This window comes from Gemmatimonadaceae bacterium (assembly GCA_036273715.1).
Lineage (GTDB): Bacteria > Gemmatimonadota > Gemmatimonadetes > Gemmatimonadales > Gemmatimonadaceae > JADGGM01.
Genome location: DASUHB010000013.1, coordinates 55,982 through 78,734, shown reverse-complemented (window position 1 = coordinate 78,734; position 22,753 = coordinate 55,982). Strand labels below are relative to the sequence as shown.

General features: G+C 67.4%; 18 protein-coding genes. 13 read left to right on the top strand and 5 right to left on the bottom strand.

The window, feature by feature from the left end; all coding sequences use genetic code 11:
- Window positions 1-348 precede the first annotated feature (348 nt).
- Window positions 349-3,054, top strand: a complete 2,706-nt coding sequence (locus VFW04_02540) for an ADOP family duplicated permease (protein ID HEX5178185.1) — start codon at window positions 349-351, stop codon at window positions 3,052-3,054.
- Between the two features lie 75 nt (window positions 3,055-3,129).
- Here VFW04_02540 and VFW04_02535 read toward each other — a convergent pair whose 3' ends face one another.
- From VFW04_02535 to VFW04_02515, 5 genes are all read right to left on the bottom strand, one after another.
- A complete protein-coding gene (locus VFW04_02535; protein ID HEX5178184.1) occupies window positions 3,130-3,735 on the bottom strand; it encodes a TMEM175 family protein in 606 nt (201 codons plus the stop codon).
- 28 nt (window positions 3,736-3,763) lie between these two features.
- Entirely contained in the window at window positions 3,764-4,180 is a 417-nt protein-coding gene (locus VFW04_02530) for a cupin domain-containing protein (GenBank protein HEX5178183.1), read from the bottom strand.
- 113 nt (window positions 4,181-4,293) lie between these two features.
- Window positions 4,294-5,055: an SDR family oxidoreductase gene (locus tag VFW04_02525; protein ID HEX5178182.1), complete on the bottom strand. Its 762-nt coding sequence runs from the start codon at window positions 5,053-5,055 to the stop codon at window positions 4,294-4,296.
- 13 nt (window positions 5,056-5,068) lie between these two features.
- Window positions 5,069-5,941 (bottom strand): alpha/beta hydrolase, encoded by an 873-nt coding sequence (locus VFW04_02520; protein ID HEX5178181.1) that lies wholly within the window; start codon window positions 5,939-5,941, stop codon window positions 5,069-5,071.
- A 91-nt stretch (window positions 5,942-6,032) separates the two neighbouring features.
- Complete coding sequence (locus tag VFW04_02515; GenBank protein HEX5178180.1) at window positions 6,033-8,819, bottom strand: LuxR family transcriptional regulator; 2,787 nt, start codon at window positions 8,817-8,819, stop codon at window positions 6,033-6,035.
- A 181-nt stretch (window positions 8,820-9,000) separates the two neighbouring features.
- Here VFW04_02515 and VFW04_02510 point away from each other — a divergent pair, with 181 nt between their 5' ends.
- The 12 genes from VFW04_02510 to VFW04_02455 all read left to right on the top strand — a co-directional run bounded on the left by VFW04_02510 (window position 9,001) and on the right by VFW04_02455 (window position 22,725).
- Entirely contained in the window at window positions 9,001-11,403 is a 2,403-nt protein-coding gene (locus tag VFW04_02510; protein ID HEX5178179.1) for an ADOP family duplicated permease, read from the top strand.
- A 15-nt stretch (window positions 11,404-11,418) separates the two neighbouring features.
- Window positions 11,419-12,249, top strand: coding sequence for a 5'-3' exonuclease H3TH domain-containing protein (locus tag VFW04_02505; protein ID HEX5178178.1), 831 nt, complete (start codon window positions 11,419-11,421; stop codon window positions 12,247-12,249).
- Window positions 12,250-13,027: 778 nt separating this feature from the next.
- Window positions 13,028-13,981 carry a ribose-phosphate pyrophosphokinase gene (locus tag VFW04_02500; protein HEX5178177.1) on the top strand — a complete coding sequence of 318 codons (954 nt, stop codon included), beginning with the start codon at window positions 13,028-13,030 and terminating at the stop codon, window positions 13,979-13,981.
- 30 nt (window positions 13,982-14,011) lie between these two features.
- Window positions 14,012-14,680, top strand: coding sequence for a 50S ribosomal protein L25 (locus VFW04_02495; protein ID HEX5178176.1), 669 nt, complete (start codon window positions 14,012-14,014; stop codon window positions 14,678-14,680).
- A gap of 47 nt (window positions 14,681-14,727) precedes the next feature.
- Complete coding sequence (pth, locus tag VFW04_02490; GenBank protein ID HEX5178175.1) at window positions 14,728-15,312, top strand: aminoacyl-tRNA hydrolase; 585 nt, start codon at window positions 14,728-14,730, stop codon at window positions 15,310-15,312.
- Window positions 15,313-15,343: 31 nt separating this feature from the next.
- Window positions 15,344-16,444 carry a redox-regulated ATPase YchF gene (gene ychF, locus VFW04_02485; GenBank protein HEX5178174.1) on the top strand — a complete coding sequence of 367 codons (1,101 nt, stop codon included), beginning with the start codon at window positions 15,344-15,346 and terminating at the stop codon, window positions 16,442-16,444.
- Window positions 16,445-16,635: 191 nt separating this feature from the next.
- Window positions 16,636-17,004 carry a 30S ribosomal protein S6 gene (gene rpsF / locus VFW04_02480; protein HEX5178173.1) on the top strand — a complete coding sequence of 123 codons (369 nt, stop codon included), beginning with the start codon at window positions 16,636-16,638 and terminating at the stop codon, window positions 17,002-17,004.
- Window positions 17,005-17,007: 3 nt separating this feature from the next.
- Entirely contained in the window at window positions 17,008-17,229 is a 222-nt protein-coding gene (gene rpsR / locus VFW04_02475) for a 30S ribosomal protein S18 (protein HEX5178172.1), read from the top strand.
- A gap of 3 nt (window positions 17,230-17,232) precedes the next feature.
- Window positions 17,233-18,273, top strand: a complete 1,041-nt coding sequence (locus VFW04_02470; protein ID HEX5178171.1) for a DUF2232 domain-containing protein — start codon at window positions 17,233-17,235, stop codon at window positions 18,271-18,273.
- Window positions 18,274-18,321: 48 nt separating this feature from the next.
- The gene (rplI, locus tag VFW04_02465; GenBank protein ID HEX5178170.1) at window positions 18,322-18,768 is read left to right on the top strand and encodes a 50S ribosomal protein L9; all 447 of its coding nucleotides are present in this window, start codon (window positions 18,322-18,324) and stop codon (window positions 18,766-18,768) included.
- Window positions 18,769-19,009: 241 nt separating this feature from the next.
- Window positions 19,010-19,507 carry a ribosome silencing factor gene (gene rsfS / locus VFW04_02460; protein ID HEX5178169.1) on the top strand — a complete coding sequence of 166 codons (498 nt, stop codon included), beginning with the start codon at window positions 19,010-19,012 and terminating at the stop codon, window positions 19,505-19,507.
- Window positions 19,507-22,725 carry a BamA/TamA family outer membrane protein gene (locus VFW04_02455; GenBank protein ID HEX5178168.1) on the top strand — a complete coding sequence of 1,073 codons (3,219 nt, stop codon included), beginning with the start codon at window positions 19,507-19,509 and terminating at the stop codon, window positions 22,723-22,725. The genes rsfS and VFW04_02455 overlap by 1 nt, the downstream gene beginning before the upstream one ends.
- Window positions 22,726-22,753 lie beyond the last annotated feature (28 nt).

Below are 22,753 nucleotides of genomic sequence, written 5' to 3'. Positions count from 1 at the left end.
GATGCCCAACAACCCGTCCATGGTGACTTGAAGGTCTTACGCCATGTGGGGACGCTCAAAGGCGTCGATGCCGTTGGACGCGACTTCGCGAGTATCGTGCCGACGCAGAAGTCGTGTCGATCCGCGCGTCCACCATAGCACGTAGCGGCGCTCGGGTAAAGCGTCGCGGCAGGTCATTCCGACTAACAAAGGCGCGTACATCGCGGCGCGGCTGCTTTCGGTGTGCGCGCCGAGCCGGGATTCCGCCTCTTCCTCTTGCGCTTCTACAGGTCCAGCCCTATCCTGTCCTCTGGGCCCTGTAGAAGCGAATAGGGGGGAAACCGGCGAGAGACTTCCCCGGGAGGCACGATGCTGAGCGAATTCTGGAGCGACCTGCGCTACCGCGTCCGCGCGCTGGTCCGGCGCCGCGACGTCGAACGCGAGCTCGACGCGGAGCTCCGCTTCCACATCGCGCGCGAAACGGAGAAGTACGCGCAACGCGGCGTCTCCTTCGAGCACGCCGCCCGCCACGCGCTGATCGCGTTCGGCGGCCTCGAACGAACGAAAGAAGAAATCCGCGACCGCCGCGGCACCGCCTTCATCGAAAGCCTGGCGCACGACATCCGCTACGCGGCGCGCGGCATCCGCGCCAAACCCGCGTTCAGCGCCGGCATTGTGCTCGCCCTGGCGCTCGGCATCGGCGCCAACGCGGCGATGTTCGCCGTCGTCGACCGCTTGCTGCTCCGCCCGCCCGCCTACCTGCGCGATCCGTCGCGCGTGAACCGCGTCTACTTGTCCCAAACGGTCGCGCGGCAGGAGGTGACGAATGACTACACCTCCATCGCGCGTCTGGTGGATCTCACACACTTCACGCACAGCTTCGACGCGGTGGCGGGGTTCACGACGTTCACCATCGCGGTCGGTGACGGCGACGACGCGCGCGAAATTCCGGTGTCCGGCGTCAGCGCGAGCTACTTTCGCCTCTTCGACGCGCGGCCGGCGTTAGGCCGATACTTCCGCGCCGACGAAGACCGGCTGCCCACCGGCGCGCCGGTCGCGGTGCTCGGTTACGGCTACTGGCAGTCGCAGTTCGGCGGCCGCTCCAACGTGCTGGGCGCCAAGCTGCACGTCGGACGCACCTGGTTCACGGTCATCGGTGTCACGCCGCAGCGCTTCGACGGGTTTGATGGCGGCGACGTGACGCGCGTCCCAGCGATCTGGCTGCCGCTTGCGGCGTTCGCGTGGAACATGCGACCCGAGGACCACACCCGCGACTACCACTGGCAGTCCTTCCAGATGGCAGTCGAGCGCGCACCTGGTGTGAGCGTTGCGCAGGCGACCGCCGACATCTCCGATGCGCTCGTGCGGAGTCGCGTGAGCGAGTATCCCGACGATCCGGCCTGGGCCACGAAGGTGCGCGCCCTTCGCCCGCGCGCGACTCTGGGTCCGGTACAATCGGACCGCGGCCCGGATGCCGGGCCCGAAACGAAGATCGTACTGTGGGTCAGCGGCGTGGCGCTCATCGTGCTCGTCATCGCGTGCGCCAACGTCGCCAACCTGCACCTCGCGCGGGCGCTGGCGCGCCGTCGCGAGATCGCGCTGCGCCTCGCGTTGGGCGTGAGCCGCGCCCGCCTCGTCCGCCAGCTGCTCACCGAGAGCCTGCTGCTGGCTGCGTTAGGCGGCGCGGCCGGGCTCGCGGTGGCGCAATGGGGCGGCAGGGCCATCCGCGCGCTCTTCATCCACGATGGGGCCGGAACGGTGCTCTTCGCCGACCCGCGCACGATCGCCGTGACGATCATCGTCACCGTGGCGGCGGCGGTCGGCACCGGCCTCGCGCCGGCGATCTACGCGCTTCGCGGCGACATCGCCCAATTGTTAGGCGCCGGGGCGCGCGAGGCGGGCGCCCGCCGCTCCCGGCTCCGCCAATCGCTGCTGCTGGTGCAGGCCATGCTGTCGGTGGTGCTCTTGATCGGCGCCGGCCTCTTCGTGAAAAGCCTCGTGAACGTGCGGCATCTCCACCTGGGCTACGATGTCGGCCCCGTGTTGGTCGTCACCGAGAACATGCGCGGCACGAAGATGCCCACACCGGCGAGAAAGGCACTCGAGGAACGGCTCGCCACCACGGCCGCATCGATGCCGGGCGTCGTGGCGGCCACACCGGCGGCATCGGTTCCGTTCTGGGCCTTCGAAGGCCGCAGCCTCTTCGTCACGGGGATCGACAGCGTGTCGCTGCTCGGACGGTTCACGATGCAGGCCGGTGACACGGCCTACTTCCGTACGTTAGGCACGCGGATCCTGAACGGCCGCGGGTTCACCGCCGGCGACGGCGCAACGGCGCCGCCGGTCACCGTGGTGAGCGCCGGCATGGGGCGCGTCCTCTGGCCGGGACAGAACCCGCTCGGCAAGTGCATCCGCCTCGACGCCGACACGGCGCCCTGCATCACCGTCGTGGGCGTCGCCGAGGATCTGCATCTGCGCTCGTTCACGTCGGCGCGCGAGTTCACCTACTACTTGCCGATCGCGCAGGACACCGAATCGACGGGCATGCTGCTCGTGCGCGTGCGCGGACGTGCGGACGCGTCGGCCGAGCGCGTGCGCCGCGGGCTCCAGGCGCTCATGCCGGGCGCAGCGTACCTCACGGCGACTCCGTTAGGCACGATCATCGATCCGGCGATGGACAGTTGGCGGCTGGGCGCCACGATGTTCGTCGCCTTCGGCGCCCTGGCGCTCGTCCTCGCCGCCGTCGGGCTCTACAGCGTGATCGCCCACGGCGTGGCGCAGCGCCGGCAAGAGCTGGGGGTGCGCCTCGCCCTCGGCGCACCGCGGCCGCGCGTCGTGGCGATGGTGGTCGGAGACGGCCTGCGCACGGTGCTGGCGGGTGTCGTGTTAGGCAGCATGGTGGGACTGGCAACAGGGCGATGGAGCAGCGCACTGCTCTTCCACGAATCGCCGACCGATCCGATCGTGTACGTCGCGGTGGCTGCCGTGGTGGTGTCGGTTGCCCTGCTCGCGACCGCGGCGCCCGCCGTGGCCGCCGGGCGAGTGGACCCGACGGTGACGCTGCGCGGAGACTAACGCTCAGGCGCTCGCCGGCCGCGCGTGCCCGCAGCGCCCGAGCCGACAGCCGCGCTTCGGGGTCGAAGCTGACGGTCAATCCGCGGGATCGATCTCCTGCCGCACGTGCGTCACCGCGCGCTCGATGCGGCGGTCGGGGACCAGCCAGAGCATCACCACCACGGCGTAGAGCACGCCGGCGATCCACGGCCTAACGAACGCCAACGGAATCGCGGCGGCGTTCAGCACCAGCGACACCTTGGCTTTCCGCTCGCTGCCGATCGCCGCCGCCAGCGTCGAGCCGGCGCCCTCCTTCCGCAGAATCGCGGATTCGAGCACCCAGTACGCGAGTGCCGCGAGCAGCAACACGACGCCGTACAACATCGTCGGCACCGGCGCGAAATGGCTCTCCCCCATCCATCGTGTCACGAACGGCACCAACGACAGCCAGAACAGCAAGTGCAGATTGGCCCACATGATCGCGCCGCCAACGCGGTGCGTCACGTACAGCAGGTGATGATGGTTGCTCCAATAAATGCCGATGTACAAGAAGCTCAGCGCATAGCTCAGAAACACCGCCGTCAGCGGCCGTAAGGCGCCGAGCGATGCGTTAGGCGGTGTCTTCATCTCGAGCACCATGATGGTGATGATGATCGCCAACACGCCGTCGCTGAAGGCTTCGATCCGTCCCTTCCCCATCATGGTGCTCCGATCGTGAGCCCCCGCGCCGCTACGGGGTCTGGCTCGCTTTCACCGGCACCAGCGGCGGAGCGCCTCGTTTCTTCACGAGAATCGCCAGCAATTTGGCGGGCTGCGTGGTGCTCGCGTTCCGCCCCACGATGTGGATGTCCTCCGGACGTTCGTAAAAGGTCTGCCCGGCTGTCAACGTGTCCGGCTTCCCACCCTTCACCTGCTCGATGACCGACCCCTCGAGCACGTAGACCAGCGCGTCCGCATTGTGCCGGTGCGGCGAATCCGCCGCGCCCGGCGCGTACTCGACCGTCAGCACCAGCAGGTCCTTCCCTGGAATGTCCGCCAGCTGCTTCGTCAATACCGGCGTGACTTTGGGTTCCTGCGCGATCGCCGATGCACTGGCGACGCACACGAACATCGCTGCCAGCGCGGCGGCCGAAATCTTGAACGTCATTGCTTTGTCCTCCTCAATGGCACAAGCGTCCGATGGATGGCGCGCCGCTCCATGCGCGCGAGCGGCGCCCATCCATTCGATCGCGGTGAAACTGCCTGGTGTCCGTCGCGCGGTTAGGCGTGGGCGGGGACGGCGCTCGACTGCAGCCAATCCTGAAAGCGCGTTTCTCCGAGTCTGGCGCCGGCGCCGGGGACCAGGCTGTGATCGTCCAAGACCGCGCCGAAGTAGCGTGCCTCGGGATCGGCAACCACGACGCGATGGTCGTGATACGCCTCGAGCGCCTGCCTGATGAAGTCGTCGAAACGAAACTGCTGCGGTCCGCCGATCTCGACGATGCCGTTGAGCGGCGCCTCCTCGGCGACACGGCACAGCGCGGCGGCGACATCGGCCGCCGCCATCGGCTGATAGAGCACGTGCGGAATCCGCACCGTGTTGCCGGTCGTCGCTGCGTCCGCGGTCCGTTTGGCGAACTCGAAGAATTGCGTCGCGCGCACGATTGAGTACGCAATCGGCGAGCTTCTGATCAGTTTTTCCTGCGCGACCTTGGCGCGGAGATAGCCGCTCCCCGTCATCCGGTCGCAGCCGACGATCGAAAGCGCGACGTGATGCCGCACGCCCGCGGCAGATTCGGCTGCGATCTGATTCTTGGTCGACGTCTCGAAAAACTCGAGCGCCGGATCATCGTCGAACGAGGGCGAGTTCGACACGTCGACCACGACGGCGGCTCCCGCGAGGGCGTTAGACAACCCTTCGCCGGTAATCGTATTGACACCCGTGTCCAACGACGCCGGCACCGCCTGTTGGCCGTGCTCGCGAAGCAGGGCAACGAGCTTCGAGCCCACCAGCCCTGTCCCGCCGATAATCACGATTTTCATGAGTGATCCTCCGTCAACGCGCAGCGGTGGTCGCCATTTCGCGGTCGCGCGTGCGCGATGGCCGCGGAGCCTGCACGAACTTGAGCAGCTCGGCGTTCACCTGATCCTGGTGCGTGGCCGTCAGGCCATGCGGCGCACCCGGGTAGTAGACCTCCTTCGCGCCCTGGATCAGTCGCGCCATCTTCTTCGACGAGAGCTGCACCGGAACGATCTGGTCGTCTTCGCCGTGCAGCAGCAGCGTCGGGACGTCGATCTGTTTCAAGTCATTCGCGAAATCGGTTTCCGAGAACGCCTTGATGCACTCGTAGGAATTCAGCAGTCCCACCTGCATGCTCCACAGCCAGAATTGATCGAGGATCCCCTGTGAGACCTTGGCGCCCGATCGATTCGCGCCATAGAACGGAATCGCGAAGTCCTTGTAGAATTGCGACCGGTCGTTGAACAGTCCCTTACGCAAACCGTCGAAAAGATCGATCGGCAGGCCGTCGGGATTCGCGGGCGTCCGGAGCAAGAGCGGAGGCACCGCGCCGATCAACACGACTCTCGCGACTCGATCCGAGCCATGACGTCCGATGTACCGAACGACTTCGCCGCCGCCGGTCGAGTGACCGATCAGCGTGACATCGCGGAGATCGATCGTTTCCATCAACGCCGCGAGGTCATCGGCGTAGCCATTCATGTCGTTGCCGGATGATGGCTGGCTGGATCTGCCGTGACCGCGCCGGTCGTGCGCGATCGTCCGGCAACCGTTTTGCGTTAGGAACAGCATCTGCCCGTCCCAGGCATCGGCGTTCAATGGCCATCCATGGGAGAACAGGACGACGGGACCGCGGCCCCAATCCTTATAGTAGATCTGGGTGCCGTCTTTCGTGGTCATGGTGCTCATGTCGGTACTCCGTGCTGTGGACCCGGAGGACGATGGGCACCAGGGTGGCGGATCGCGTCCGTCAAATACCCTAGTCGCGGGTAACCCGGCTCTACCACGGCGACGCGGTTGGCGCCACACGCTGAATGGCATCGCGGAGATTCCTGCGCGAGTTGATCCCCAGCTTCGTGAACACCTTGCGCAGATGGTATTCGGCCGTGCGCGGACTGATGAACAACTGCGCGCCGATCTCGGGATTCGTACGGCCCTGAGCGGCCAGTCGAGCGACGAGCACTTCCTGCGCCGTCAGCGCATCGCGCGATTCGGCCATCCGTTTGCGCACCGTTTCGCCCGTCGCGGCAAGCTCAGCTCGCGCTCGTTCTGCAAACGCCTCGGCGCCCATGCGAGCGAGCATCTCGTATGCGATGCGCAATTCCTTTCGGGCATCCACGCGCCGGTTCTCCCGACGCAGCCATTCGCCGTACACGAGATGTGCGCGCGCGAGATGCACGACGATGCGACAGCGCTCGAGGTGCATCAGCGCTTCGCGGAACAGGGTATCGGCGGCGAGTCCGTGCTCGAGCAGTGCCCTCGACCGGGCGAGGACGCCGAGTGCCCAGTCGGTGCGAACCGCGTGCGCTCGTTCCTCGAGCTGGCGCAACGCGGTCGTCGCGACATGACTGGCTCCGGAGCGAGCGGCGGCTTCGATCAACTCGACTAGCGACCATCCGAAAAATCCGAGATCATCGTAGGCGCACGCCTGCTGTGCGCCGGCGAGGGCGGCTTCGTACCGGCAGAGCCCATTGTACAGCACCGCCGTCGCATACCCGGCGAGACCGAGCGCCCTGCCCTCGCCCCTGGCGGTCGCTTCCTTGACGCCATCGTCGATGCGCCTAACGGCGGCGATTTCTTCGCCCCGCCACGCGGCGAGCGCGAGCGACGTGTAGCGCAGCGGCGCGTTGCCGGTGGACTCGGTAATCGCATCCGCTTCGTCGATCAGCGCCGAAGCCGCAGCGAACTCACCGGCATGGACGTGAACGGCGGCGCGATAACTGAGTGCGATCGGAAGCGTGACAAGCGCGCCGGAGTCGCGCGCGAGTCGAACCGCGTGCGCGGCCAGGTCGAGCCACGACTCGTCGTCCCACAAGTCGGCGGCGAGCGGCTCGGGCGCAACGGGACACGCGGTCCAGAGCCAGCGAACGACGCCATTCGTGCTGCTCCCGGCCTCGTCGCGAAATCCTCGCAATGCCCGTCGCAGCGGCTCGACGGCCGCGGCATATCCATCGAGGAAACGGGTCGCGAGACCGTCGAGCAGGAGGTCGGTCGAGCGCTGCGGCTCGGGGGCCGGCGGCGCAGCGCGGGCGGCTTCGGCGACGCGAACCGCATCGCAAGCGCCGGCGCGGCCGACGAAAATCTCCGCGCCTAACGCTTCGACGTACGCGTCGCGCGCGAGCACCGGATGGAGATCCGTGAGACGCGTGGCCGCATCGAGCAGCAGCGCCGGCGCCTCGCGTCCGCGCCGGTGCGCGAACACCATGTGGCCGCGCAGCCGCGAGAGCTGCGCGCGCTGGAGGCCGTCCAAGGGACCGATCTCCGCCACGGCGAGCAGCTCGTGCGCCGACCTCGTGGCGCCCGCTTCGAACTTCGCATGCGCCGCGGCGAGTGCGCGCGCGGCGCGGCGAGCGGGGTCGGGGGTGAGGTCGGTCGCGCGCTCGAGAAACGCGGCTGCTGCGGCCATGCCGCCGCGCGCCTGCGCCCGATCGGCCGAGCGTTCCAGTGCGGTTGCGACTGTTTCATCCGGACCGACCGTCGCTTGCGCGAGGTGCCACGCCCGCCGATCTGGATCATCGGCGTCAGTCACCTCGGCCAGGGCGCGGTGTGCGTCGCGGCGATCGCGGATGGCGGCCGCCCGGTAGGCGGCCGAGCGTGCGAGCGGATGCCGGAATCGCACGCTGGCGCCGAGCTCGATCAAGGCACCGGCTTCCACCGTCACGGCAGCGTCGGCTCGCACGCCGACGAGCTGCGCGGCGCGCCAGAGCAACGCCGCATCGCCCACGGGCTCCGCGGCGGCGAGCAGCAACAGCCGCTGCGCGTCAGCGGACAGCGCCCGCACGCGGTTGAGGAAACTCTGCTCGAGGGCGTTCCACCCCGGGCCCGCGTCGACCTCCCGGAAGCCTCCCCCGAGCTCGGCTTCCGTTAGTCCGTTAGGCAGCTCGAGCAGCGCCAGCGGATTCCCGTGCGATTCGGCGATGACCCGGTCGAGCACCCGGTCGTCGAGCGGTCCGCGCGTGCGCGAGGCGATGAGCGCGCGGGCATCCGATTCGTCCAGGCCGTTCACCATCAACACCGGAAGGCTGCCGAGCTCGTGGCCGTCTCGAGCGTCGCGCACCGCAAACACCATTCCCACTGGCTCGGCCAGGAGCCGCCGCGCGACGAAGCCGAGGACTTGTGCGGATGCCTGGTCGAGCCACTGTGCGTCGTCGATGATGCAGAGGAGCGGCTGCTGCACCGATGCGTCGCACAGCAGGCTGAGCACCGCGAGTCCCACGAAGAAGCGATCGACCGCCGGTCCACCGGTCAGACCGAACGCGGTGTCGAGCGCCTCGCGCTGAGGGGGCGGCAAGCGGTCGCGGTGGTTCAGGAGCGGCGCGCACAGCTGGTGCAGCCCTGCGAACGCCAGCTCCATCTCGGACTCGATGCCTGCCACGCGCGCGATGCGACAGCCCGATGACGCGATGGCCACCAGGTACTCCAGGAGCGCGGTCTTACCGACGCCCGCCTCGCCCCGCAACACCTGCACGCGACTCCGCCCCGCCCGCACGTCGTCAAGCAGCTGATCGAGCGATTCGCACTCGGTACGCCGGCCCCGCAGTCCGGTTGCAGGATGCGGAATGGACATACCCTCCAGTCATTCAGCGCGATTGACGCGCGCAGCGCAAGGGTCGACGGCGCGCCGCGATGTCCCGCCCGTGAAGCGAACGCGCCACCACAATGCAACGCGAGCGAGCACCGACGTGTCAGAGAAGAATGCGTAGTTGGTTCCGCGCTCGTCGCTGTCGCTCGCTCCAGTACGGCCGCCCATGCTGAGATCGTGGATGCACGCCGCGCGCAGTCTCGCCCGCCGTCCCGGGTTCGCCGCCGCCGCCATCATCATTCTCGCCGCCGGCATCGCCGCGACCACCAGCGTCTTTTCAATCGTGGATGCCGCGGTGCTCCAGCCGCTGCCGTACCCGCATCCGGACCGGTTGGTCTACGTCCTCGAGGAAAACTCCGCCAAGAGCGAGGCCGCGGGTCTCGTTGCACCCGGCCGCCTCGAAGACTGGAACCGCCTCAATCACACGTTTGCTGCGCTCTCGGGCGATTACCAGGAGAGCGTCACCGAGACGAGCGGAGACACACCCGAACGGTTGGCGGGACGGCGTGTGACGCCGCGTTTCTTCAGCGTGTTCGGCGTCAACGCAGTCGTCGGTCGCACGTTCACGCCCGACGAGGAAGCGAGCGGCGGACCTGCCGCGGCCGTGATTAGCGATCGCTTCTGGACCCGGCGATTCCATCGGCGCGCCGACATCACGAGCCGGCACCTCGAGCTCGGGAACCAGAGCGTCCCGATCGTCGGCGTGATGCCGCCGGATTTCGGCGACAAGAACGTCGACGTCTGGCTTCCCGCGCAACTGCCGCGGCAACTCGTGCAGCAGCGCGACGCGCGATTCCTGACCGGCGTCGGTCGGATGAAGCCCGGCGTGACCATCGCCCAGGCGCAACGCGATCTCGCGCGCGTGCAGGCTGCGTTAGGCATCGAGTTTCCGGCGACCGACCGCGGGTGGTCCGATCGCCTGCGCGACCTCAAGAGCGCCGAGCTCGGCGACGCGAAGCAACCGCTCGTGTTCATCCTCGCGTCGGTGGCGCTGCTGCTGCTGATCGCACTCGCCAACACCGCGGGTCTCATGCTCACGCAGCTGCAACGCCGCGAGAGCGAGCTCGCCATTCGCGGCTTTCTGGGTGCGTCACGGATCCAGATCGTCATGGGCGTCGTGCGCGAAGTGCTCGTGCTCTGCGCCATCGCCGTCGGCGTCGCTGTTGCGGCCGACGTTGCGGTGCTGCGCGTGTCGGCCGCGCTCGTCGACACGCTGCCGCGTGTGACGCGGCTCGCCGTCGACTGGCAGGCGGTGGTCGTGGCGTCGGTGTGCGGCGTCGCGGCGGCCCTGGGATGCGGCGCCTTGCCCGCCTGGCGATCCACCCGCGCCGCCGCGGCAGCCGGGATCAGCAGAGCCGGCCGCGGCCAGTCGTCCGACAGCCGCTCGCAGCGTGCGTTAGTCGCGGCGCAGATCGCGATCGCCACGCTGCTCCTGTGCAGCACGTCGCTGCTGCTCCGGAGCTACTACAACATCGTCCACGTGGACCCGGGCGTCGATCCGTCGCACGCGATCACGTTTCACGTGGGCGCCGCGTGGAGCGAGAATCGCGACTCCATCCGACACATGCAGCTGGACCTGATCGCCGCGCTCGAAGCGCTGCCCGGCGTCAAATCGGTGGGATTCAGCAACTTTCTCCCGGCGTCGAATGCCACCCTGCGCTATCGACTGCACCTCCTGAATCAGACCCCAAGTGCCGAGGCCGCCGACCGCGACCAGCTCACGGTCGGAGAACGCAGCGTGACCGACGGCTACTTTGCTGCGTTAGGCGCACGCATCGTGGCCGGCACGACATGCCCGCCGCTCGCGCACGTCCGCGACGGCGGCCCCAAGGTCGTGGTCAACCGCCGGTTCGTGGATGCGTACGCCCGCGGGAAAAACGTGGTCGGCCAGTCGATGCGGTGGTCGGAGGACCGCCCCGATTGGCCGAATACGGAGATCGTGGGCATCGTCGACGACATTCGCGAAGACAACCTGCGCACCGCCGCGGTGCCCTACGTGTACCAGTGCCTGGGGCCGGGCGATTGGCCCGACCCCGAGTACGTCGTCCGCACCAGCGGCAGCGCGCGAGCGCTCATGGGCTCGATTCGTTCCGCGGTGCGCAGCGTGGCTCCGACGCGTGCGGTATTCGGTCTCAGGACGCTCGAGGACAACCTGGACGCGACGCTGGGCGAGACGCGACTGCAAACGGGCATCATCGCCGCCTTCGGCGTAGCCGCGGTGTCGCTCGCGATGATCGGGTTGTACGGCCTCGTGGCGCTGGCGGTCACGACGCGCCGGCGCGAGATTGGCATCCGGATCGCGCTCGGCGCCGAGCCGGGGCGCGTCGTGCGCGAGCTGGCGCTACGTGTGGGTACGCTCCTCGTCGTCGGCGCCGCGTGCGGCATGGTCATGACGGTGCTCGCCCAACGGGAGCTGCGCGCGATGGTGGTGGGCGTGGCGCCGCTCGACCCGCTCACGCTGGCGGCCGCCGTGGCTGCGTTAGGCGTGGCCGCCGTCGTCGCGGCGCTCGTGCCCGCGTCGCGCGCCGCCAGGATCGATCCGGTCGAAGCCATGCGCCAGGCCGAATGATGACGCGCGAGGAGCATGATCGTTCATCTCGTCGACGGAACGTACGAGCTGTTCCGCCATTTCTATGGACTGCGCCGCTTCAATAAGGGCGTCGACGCGCCCTACGGCGCGGTGATCGGCGTCCTCAACACCATCCTTGAAATGATCGAGGGCGGCGCCACGCACGTGGGCGTCGCCACCGACCACGTGATCGAATCGTTCCGCAACGCACTGTGGGACGACTACAAGACGGGCGAAGGGATCGAGCCCGCGCTCCTCGCCCAATTTCAACCGCTCGAAGACGCGCTCGTCGCCATGGGCGTCGTGACATGGGCCATGGTCGAGCTCGAAGCCGACGACGCCATCGCAGCCGCAGCGGCGAGCGCGGCGGCTGACGCCCGCGTCGAAAAGGTGTGCATCTGGACGCCGGACAAGGATCTCGCCCAATGCGTACGCGGCGATCGCGTGGTGCAGGTGGATCGCAAGAGCAAGTCGATTCGCAACGCGGCAGGCGTGCGCGAGAAATTCGGCGTCGATCCGGAGCACATCCCTGACTATCTGGCGCTGACCGGCGACTCGGCCGACGGATATCCGGGGCTCTCCGGCATCGGCGCCAAGACGGCGGCGCGTCTCATCAATCGCCACGGCGCGCTCGAATCCTTTCCTCTCGACGTGCTTGGCGCCGATCGAGAGCGAGCGCTGCTCTTCAAGCAACTGGCGACGCTGCGCAGCGATGCGCCGGTCCTTCGCGATGTGGATGATCTCGCATGGCGCGGTCCCACAGCGGCATTCGCGGAGTTCGTGGCGAGGTACAAGAACGCGCGATTGGGCGAGCGGGCCGAGCGCGCGGCGGGAGCAGCACGGTAGCGCCCCGGCTACGCGTTTCTAGAGCTCGACTAGATCGACCGGCTCTGCCCTGGCTTGAGGTTCGGTGCGTGAATGCCGACCTGTACGCACGTTACCCTCTTCCAAAGGTAGACCAACATGGGTCAGTCAAATGCGGATCCGAACGATGCACCCGCGCGCGCAACGACGGCCTCGCACTGCGCGATATGTGCACAGAAACGCCAAAAAGGCGATCACGTGTCGTCCTAACGCGGCGGTCGGCGGGCGACGCGCCAGCGACGAGCTCGAGTGGCGGGGCACAACGGATTGCGGTTCGAAAAGGCAGTGCGTCGGCGCTCGGGCAGAGAAAGCGCGGCCGGCATGACGGTGGCGCCTCACCTACGCCTCCCTATAGATTCAGCGGTTGAATAGCACTCGCGAGGACCAGGTCTCCTCGGCGAAGGGTCCGAAGGATAACAAACAGGATGCAGGTAATGGGGAGGATCGCTGCCACGCGTGATGAGGTGCGTTGTTCGCGCGCGTGGCCTACACCAAGTACGTGAACGATGATGTTTGGGCGTCGACGGATGCGATCTTCCCCATCCCTTACATCCTTTTCGTTATCCTTTGAACCCTTCGTCGTGGGGACGGCTACGCGCTCACTTTGAGCGGTCGACAAGACACAGTGCCCCTCAAGGCGGATACTCCGGCGGCGCGCTGCGACAATTGATCGCGCAGGACCAGCGCCCGAACGTGCTACATGCGCCTATGCCTCAATTGACCACCTTGCAAGGCTGCTTTATGTTACAAGGCTTCGCTCATGGATGAGCTGAGCGTTCCGCGGCGCGGGTTCAAGCTGCTCGCGGGGACGGCGAACAAGGGACTCGCCGAGGAGATCTCGCGGTGTTTGGGCGTCGATCTCACTCGGGTGACAATCTCGCGATTCGCCGACGGAGAAATTTTCGTTCGCATCGACGAGAACGTGCGCGGCGCGGACGTGTTCATCGTGCAGCCGACGAATCCGCCGGCGGATTCGATCATGGAGCTGCTGCTCCTGATCGATGCCGCGCGCCGGGCGTCGGCGGCACGCATTACGTGTGTGATGCCGTACTACGGCTACTCGCGGCAGGATCGCAAGGACCAGCCGCGGGTGGCGATCGGCGCGAAGCTGGTGGCGAATCTGATCACGACCGCGGGCGCGAACCGCGTGTTAGGCATCGATTTCCACCAGCACGCGTTGCAGGGGTTCTTCGACATTCCGGTCGATCACCTGTACGCCGCGCCGGTGTTCGTGTCGCACTATCGCAAGAAGCAGTTGCGCGACCTGGTCGTGGTGGCGCCGGATGTCGGATCGGCGAAAATGGCGCGGGGATTCGCGAAGCGGCTCAACGGGTCGTTCGCGATCATCGACAAGCGCCGCCCAACGGCCAACGTCGCCGAAGTCTTGAACGTGGTTGGCGAAGTGGAGGGTCGGGATTGTCTCATTCCCGACGACATGATCGACACGGCAGGAACGGTCACCGAGGCGGCGCGCGCGCTCAAGTCACTTGGCGCCAAGGACATTTACGTTTGCGCGACGCACGCGCTGCTCTCGGGACCGGCTGTCGAACGCCTAACGGCCGCGCCCATCGCCGAAGTGACGGTCACGGACACGATCGCCATCCCGCAATCGCGTCGCTTCGAGCAGCTCAAGGTGCTGTCGGTGGGAGAACTGTTGGCGAAGGCCATTCGGTACACGCATTCGGATGAATCGGTGAGCTCGCTGTTCGAGTGACACCCGCACCCAGTCACGAGTGATACGCATATGACGGCAATCCTCTCGGCTTCCAAGCGCACCGGCACCGGCAAGGGCGCGGCGCGGAAGCTTCGCGCGGCGCAGATGGTCCCCGGCGTCATCTATGGACACAGCCGCGAGCCCCTCGCGCTCGCGATGAGCAGCCGCGAGCTCGGCCGCCTGCTCGAGCGCATCGCGGCGGAAACCACCGTCGTCGAGCTCGACATCGACGGCACCGTGTCGCGCACGCTCATTCGCGAGATCCAGCGGCATCCGTACAAGCGCGAGGTGCTGCACGTCGATTTCCTCGAGCTGGTGGCCGGCGAGAAGGTCACGGTCGATCTTCCGATCGTGCTCGTTGGAACGCCGGAAGGCGTGCGCAGCTCGGGCGGCATTCTCGACCAGATCATGCGCGAAGTCAGCGTGGAAGTGGACCCGGTGAACATGCCGACCCACCTCGAGCTCGATGTCTCTGCGTTAGACATCAACGACTCGCTCCACGTGTCCGACCTCAAGGTCCCGGACGGCGTCGAAGTGCTGGAGGACGCCGAGGCCACCGTGTGCGTCGTGTCGCCGCCGCACGTCGAGGAAGAGCCGGCCGCGCCCGAAGCGGGCGCCGAGGGCGAGACCGCAACGGAGCCCGAGCTCATCCGCAAGCCGAAGGGTGAGGAGGAAGAGGGCGCCGAAGAGGAGAAGTGATCCTGGCCGGCGTGACCGTCGCCGGCTCCTGATCGAGATCGCGGCGCATGAAGCTGATCGTCGGCCTGGGCAATCCGGGGCGTGAATACGAGCGCACACGCCACAACGTCGGCTGGTGGGTGGTGGACCACCTGGCCGACGTTTGGCATCTCGGACCCTGGCGCGCGGACGGACAGGCGGCCGCCGCATCGGGCCGGTTAGGCGCGGCGCACGTGACGCTGCTCCAACCGCTCACGTACATGAATCTGAGCGGACACGCGCTGGTGCCGTACCTGCGCCGTCCGACCTTCGACCCGGCCGCCGACTTGCTCGTCGTGGTGGATGACGTCGCGCTTCCGGTTGGGCGCATTCGATTGCGGGCCAACGGCAGCGCCGGCGGACACAACGGGCTCAAGAGCATCGAGCACGAAATCGGTTCGCGCGACTACGGCCGGCTGCGCATCGGGGTGCGGCCGGTGGATCCCGAGCGCCGCATCGGCGAGCTGGCGAGCTTCGTGTTGTCGCCGTTCGGATCGGCGGACCGGGACGTCATCGTATCGCTCTATCCGCAGATCACGGGCGCCGTCGAGACCTGGGTCCGCGACGGGATCGCGGCCGCCCAGAACCGCTACAACGCGGACGCGACGGCCTGAGGTTGGTTCACCCTTCTTTCGTTCACGCTGCATGCTCTCGCTCGCCATTGTCGGGCTGCCTAACGTCGGCAAGTCCACGCTCTTCAATGCGCTCACGGCGGCCAAGGCCGACGCGGCGAACTATCCGTTCTGCACCGTCGAGCCCAACGTCGGCATCGTCGAAGTGCCGGACCCGCGCCTCGCCGTGCTGGCGGCGATCGTCCAGCCCAAGCGCATCGTCCCGGCGGTAGTCCAGTTCGTGGATGTCGCCGGGCTGGTGAAGGGCGCGTCGAGCGGCGAAGGGTTAGGCAACAAGTTTCTGGCCAACATTCGCGAGACCGACGCGATCGTGCACGTCGTGCGCTGCTTCGACGACCCCGACGTGCTGCACGTGATGGGGGCGGTGGACCCGGCGCGCGACCGGGAGGTGATCGAGCTCGAGCTGGCGCTGGCCGACCTGGCGACGGTGGAGCATCGGCTGGATCGCGTGCGCCGCGCGGCCAAAGCAGCGGACAAGGAGGCGCTGGCGGAGCTGCCGGTGCTCGAGGCGGCGTACGCCGCGTTAGGCGAAGGCACGGGCCTCTGGCAGCTGCGCCTGGACGCCGCATCGCGCGCGGTCCTCACGCCGCTGTCGCTGCTCACCATCAAACCCGTGCTCTACGCCGCGAACGTGGGCGACGCCGAGCTCACCGGCGCCGAAGGACCGTACCTGCGCGCGCTGCGCGAGGCCGTGCGCGCGAGCGGCGAACACGCCGAGATCGTCCCGTTCTCGGCCAAGATCGAAGCCGAGCTCGCCGACCTGCCCCCCGACGACCGCGCCGAGTTTCTGTCGTCGTTAGGCGTCGAGTCCGCCGGCCTCGCCCGCCTCATTCGCGCCGGCTACTCGCTCCTCGGCCTCGAGACGTACTTCACCGCCGGCGAACCCGAGGTCCGCGCCTGGACCATCCACACCGGAGACACCGCGCCCAAAGCGGCCGGCGTGATTCACTCCGACTTCGAGCGCGGATTCATCCGCGCCGAGACCGTGGGCTTCGACGAATTCGTCGCCAGCGGCGGATGGAAGGGCGCGCGCGAAAAAGGCGCCGTGCGCAGCGAAGGCAAGGAGTACGTCGTCCGCGATGGCGACGTGATGCTGTTCCGATTCAACGTCTAAAGGCGGACAACAGCGCGCACGGCACGGAGGACGGCACGGATCGCACGGCTGTGGGCGTGGGTCCCACCGATCGTGGACTGCCTCCGTTGCCTCGCCGTCTGCCAATCAATTATCTTGCATGCTCGCAGCTTTCACATAGCCCTCCCCCACACTGCTGTGGGGGCGCCAGACCACAGGGAGGTTTTACCGACATGCCTCGCCGCTACGAGGCGGTGTACATCTTCGACTCGACTCTCGAAGACGCCGCCATCCAAGAAAAACTCGGCCGTTTCCACGCCATGCTCGGCGCCGGCGACTCGCTCAACGTCGACCATTGGGGTCGCCGCCAGCTCGCGTACTCCATCGGGCCGCGAGACAACGGCTACTACGCCATCGCCCGGTTCGAAGCGGAGCCCAGCGTGCTCCCCGAATACGAGCGCGCGCTCAAGCTCGACGACGGCGTCGTCCGGTATCTCGTCGCGCTGCACGAGCACGAGGTGGGCGCACCGCCGATGAGCGAGGACGAGATCGCCGCGGGCCGCACGGCGCGGAACGCCGATGATGACGACGACGAGGACTGACCCATGCGACGCCCACAGAAAAGCTGCCCCTTCTGCGAGTCCCGCGTGCGCTTCATCGACTACAAGGATGATCGTACGTTAGGCCGCTTCCTCACCGACACCGGCAAGATCCTGCCGAGCCGCCTGAGCGGCGTGTGCGCGCGCCACCAGCGGCAGCTCGCGGTGTCCATCAAGCGCGCCCGCTACCTGGCCTTGATCCCCTACATTCGGGGACACCAGGCCTGACGGATGCCTAACGGCACCACGCCGGCGCCGCGCGAGCGGGGATGGATCCGCGTCATCCTCGCCCTCGCGGCGTTCCTCGTGATTCCGCACATCCCGGGTGGTCCGTCGACGTTGCCCGTCATCGACACACTCGTGCTGCTCGTCCCCGCCCTCGCCGCCTGTTGCGTGGTCGGGTGGTGGGCCGGCGGCTCGTTGTGGCTCGCACTCATCTGGTCGGCGCTCGCCGCCGCCATTCTCACGCTGCCGCCGCCGCCCAACGTCGACGCGGCCTACTACGCGCTGGCGCGCGGCTGGGGAGTGCTCGTCGCCGCGGCGTTCGGCGTCGTGTGCATCGTCGGCCGGCGGCAGCCCTTCATCGCGCGCGCGCTCCTCGGCCTCGGCCTCGCCATCGTGCTGTCGTTAGGCGTGATCGCCACCGGCCGCCTCGATCCCGCCGGCGCCGAGCAGGTCTTTGCCGCGCAATTCGCCGCCCGGAACTCGGCGGCCGTCGACGAGATGCAGAAGGACGCGTGGCAGGTGGCCGTGTCGTTCCCGAAACTCGCCGACATGGCAAACAAAGTTGCCGATCGGCAGGCCGAGGTGCAGGAGCGGATGTCTGAATACGCGGCGCCGCTCTATCCGGCATCACTCGCGCTCGAAGCACTGGCCGCGCTCGCGCTCGCCTGGGCGCTGTTCCATCGCCTGAGCCGGGTTCGCATCGGGGCGCCGCTCGCGCCGCTCCGGCAATTCACGTTCGGCGATCAGCTCGTCTGGGCGCTCATCGTCGGCACCATCCTCATTCTGATTCCGTCGCGCGACGCCATCGCCGCCGCCGGCAAGAGCGTCCTCATCTTTTTCGGGACGCTCTATGCGCTGCGCGGCTACGGGATCTATGCGTGGTGCATCTCGCGCCGCGTCGCCGTCACCAGCGTGGCGGTCGCGGTCGCCGCATTCCCGTTCTCGCTCGTCACGGTGCCGTGGGCGGTGGGCCTCGGCGTGAGCGACACGTGGATCGACTGGCGCCGCCGTCTCAAGCATTCGCTCATCGGCGGCCGCGACCGCTGACCTCTCGCCTTCGCCTAACGTATCCCCTTCGTCCGACTGGAGCACGACATGGAAGTCATTCTTCGCAACGCGATCGAAAACGTGGGCAAACCGGGCGACATCGTGAAGGTGTCCAACGGCTACGCGCGCAACTATCTCATTCCGCGCGGCCTCGCCTACGAAGCCACCGACGGCAATCGCAAACGCATCGCCGCCGAGCGCGCCCGTCTCGAAGCCGCGGAGAACGAGCGACGTGATGCGGCACAGACCGTCGCCGACCGCCTGGCGCAGGTCTCGCTCACCTTCTCGGCGCGCGTGGGCGACGAGGAGAAACTCTTCGGCTCGGTGACCGCCGCCGACATCGCCCAGCAGCTGCACTCGCAGGGCTTCCCCGAGATCGAAAAGCGCCAGATCGAGCTCCACGAGCCGATCAAGGCGTTGGGCGTCTACCGTGTGCCGATCCGCTTACACGCGGAAGTGAAGCCCGACATCAAGGTCTGGGTGATCAAGCAGTAGCCGGCGCACCGTACCGTTTTCTGACAGCCGCCTCGGGGACCTGGTCTCGAGGCGGCTGTCGTCGCTGGCGGCCCGACGTCGCCGAGACGCGCTGCCAACCGGAAAAAACTGAGCGAGTTCGCATCGAGCACGCTCGTTGCGTACCCGGCATCGTGGCGACCGCACGCTCGACCGATGACGGAGCAACGCATTGTTTCACGCTACCCGATCTCGCAGCACAGAGGCCTGGACCGACCGCGACATGCGCGACGTGGATTGCGCAGCGGCGAGCGGGTTATGCATTACGTTGGAACAGCCCGTCGCATTCGACCGCGACCACGTCACGCCACTCGCCATCCTGGTCCAGCACAGCATGTCCCAGCCGTTGCCCCAACCGGAATCCGATTCGCTCACGACCGCGCGCCGCGCCGCGCTCCTCTGCGCGGACCTCAAGGCCAATGACATCGTGGTCCTCGACCTGGCGCGCGTGTCGGACGCCACCGACTACTTCGTCATCGCCAGCGGCTCATCGGACACGCACGTCCGCGCGATCGCGGAGCACGTGCTCGAGGAACTGAGAAAAGAGGGTGTGAGAGCGCACCACGTCGAAGGCCTCACGCAGGGGCGGTGGGTGTTGCTCGACTACATCGATTTCGTGGTCCACGTGTTCCATCCCACGCTTCGGTCATTTTATCAGTTGGAGCGGCTGTGGGGTGACGCGGCGACAATCCCGATCGAGGGATTGCGGGCGGGGATGTGATGCTCGCCCGGGCACGTCGCGCGCTCTGTGTCGCGGCGCTGATCGCGATCAGCCCGGCCGCGCTCCATGCCCAGGACTACTTCGGACAGAATCAGGTGCAGTATCGGAATTTCGACTGGCAGGTCATCGAAACCGATCACTTCCTGATTCACTACTATCCCGACGAGCGCGAGGCGGCGATGGATGCCGCGCGGTTGGCAGAGCGCGCGTATGCGCGTCTGTCGCACGTGCTGTCGCACGAGTTCCGAGAGAAGAAACCGATCATGGTGTTCGCATCGCGATCGGATTTCGGCCAGAACAACGTGACCGGCGATTTAGGCGAAGGCACGGGCGGCGTGACGGAGCCGCTGCGCGACCGGATGCTGCTGCCGTTCACGGGCGACTACCGCTCGTTCGAGCACGTGTTGACGCACGAGATGGTGCATGAATTCCAATTCGATATCTTCCAGCACGGGCGCGGCGCAGGCTCGGCGATCCCGTCGCTGTCGGCGGTGGATCCGCCGCTGTGGTTCATGGAAGGCATGGCCGAGTACTTGTCGATCGGACCGGACGATCCGCACACGGCGACGGTGATCCGCGACGCCGCGCTCAACGACAACCTGCCGTCCATGCAGCTGATGACGGAACGGCCCGACCTGTACTTTCCGTACCGGTACGGCGAGTCGTTCTGGGCCTACGTGGGCCAGCGGTGGGGCGACGACGTGATCGGCGCGATTCTGAGCGACGCCGCGTCGTTAGGCGTGCCGGCCGCGTTCTCGCGCGAGACCGGCATGTCGCTCGAGGACCTGGGCAACGCGTGGCGGTATGCCATGCGCGCGCGGTACCTGCCGCCGGTGGCGCACCTCGAGCGGCCGCGCACGTTCTCGCAGCCGCTGCTCACCGAGCGGCGGAGCGGCGGACAGATCTTCCTCGCGCCGGCGCTCTCGCCGAACGGGCAGTACATCGCGTTCCTGTCCAACGGCAGCTTCGTGCGCGGCCAGGTGTTCATCGACCTGTGGCTGGCCGACGCGCGCACCGGCAAGCGCATCGCGCGCCTCGTCAAGAGCACGTTCGACCCGAGCTACGAGGAGCTGCAGATCCTCTATTCGCAGAGCGCGTTCTCGCCCGACAGCAAGCGGCTCGCGTTCACTGCGTTAGGCGAAGGCAAGGAAGTGCTCTACATCCTGGATGTCGCGACCCACCGGCGCATCGCGCGCATCGCGCTGCCGCTGGACGGCATCACGAGTCCGAGCTGGTCGCCGGACGCCAGGCAGATCGTGTTCTCGGGCGATCACGGCGGCATCACCGACCTCTACGTGATCAACGCCGACGGCTCGGGGCTGCGCCAGCTGACCAACGACAAGTACGGCGACCTGCAGCCCCAGTGGTCGCCCGATGGATCCACCATCGCGTTCGCGACCGATCGCGGCGACGGCGCCGACCTCGCCCAACTGCACTTCCCGAAGATGCGCATCGCGCTCTATCACCTGCGCGATGGATCGATCGATGTGCTGCCCGGACAGAGCGGCCTCAACATCAATCCGATGTGGGCGCCGGACGGCAAGTCGATCGCGTTCGTGAGCAACCGGACGGGCATCGAGAACCTCTTCCTCGCCGACCTGACGACCGGCGAGGAGCACCAACTGACCCACGTCGTCGGCGGCGTATCGGCGATCACCGAGGTGAGTCCCGCCATCTCGTGGGCGCAGGGGACCGACCGCCTCGTCTACACGTACTACTCGGACGGCAACTATTCGATCTGGGCGGTGGACCATCCGCGCGCCCTCGTCGCTCGGCCTAACGGAGCGCCGGAACAAACGGTGGCGCTGCACGGCGGCAGCGGCGGCGGCGGCGGGGCGAGCGCCGGCATCGCCCGCGTCGCACCGACACCCGGCGATCTCGTGCCTAACGGAATCGATGCCGCACCCTCGGAGGCGTCGCGCGCCGAGTCGGCGCCGGCCGACGACCTGCCCGCGGACACCGTGGCCCATGCGCGCGCGCCGGTGACCGTCGAAGCCCTGCTCGACAGCGCCGACCTCACGCTTCCCGACACCACCACCTTCAAGCGCTATCGCTACCGCGTGCGCTTCGCGCCGGACTACGTGGCCCGTCCCTCGGTCGGCTACGCCACCGATGATTTCGGGAGCGGCGTCTACGGCGGCACGGCCATCGTTCTCAGCGACATGACCGGCAACAACCAGCTCGCGTTCGCCGGCGCGGTCAACGGCCGCATCGCCGACGCCCAGATGTTCGCCGGCTACACGAACCTGGGCCGCCGCTTCCAGTACTCCACCGGCATCTACCAACAGCCGTACTACTTCGCCAACGGGTACGGTCTCGCCGGCGACGCGCAGGGATTCTTCGAGACGCAGATCATCACGCGCTACATGGTCCGGCAGGCGTACGGCGTCGGGATTTACCCGCTCGACCGCTTCACGCGCATCGAGTTGGGCATGCGCCTAACGAACCTCGAGCGCAACGACCTCGTGTTCACGCGCCAGCTCGACTCGTCGTACACGCAGATCGACGGCTTCAACGAAGCCGACCAGAACGGCCGCACCGTCAATTACGTGCAGCCGCTCCTGGCCTACGTGTCGGACAACGTGCTCTGGGGCTACACCGCGCCGATCTACGGACGGCGCTACCGCTTCCAGGCGCAACCGGCGCTGGGCAGCCTCAAGTGGACCGAATATCTGGCCGACTATCGGCGGTACGATCCGATCCTGTTCAGCTATCTCACCGTCGCCACGCGCGTCATGGCGAACGTGTCCACCGGCCGCGACGCCGACTCGCTCCGCAAATACATCGCGTACTCGGACGAGATGCGCGGCTATGACGGCGCGACATTCTCGTCCGCGCAGGGCACCTGCCCCACGACCACGACATCGGCGCTCTATCGCTGCTCTCCCCTTCTGGGCAGCAGCCTCGCCATGGCGAGCGCAGAGCTGCGGTTCCCGATCTACCGCGGCGGCATGATTGCCGGTGTGATCCCGCTCCCGCCCATCGAAGGTGCCTTCTTCTACGACGTCGGCACCGCCTGGTTCAGCGGCCAGGACGTGGTGCTCCATCGCGTGCGCGTCGATGACCCCACCAACGTGCGCGGCCTCCTCACCAGTCACGGCGTGAGCATTCGGATCAACATGTTCAACTACGTGATCCTCGGGTGGAGCTACGCGATCCCGACGGAAGCGACGGGTCACCGGGGCGTCTGGCAGTTCTCGATCTACCCACCGTTCTAGACAAGCGCGCTTTGGCGCGCTTCCCTTT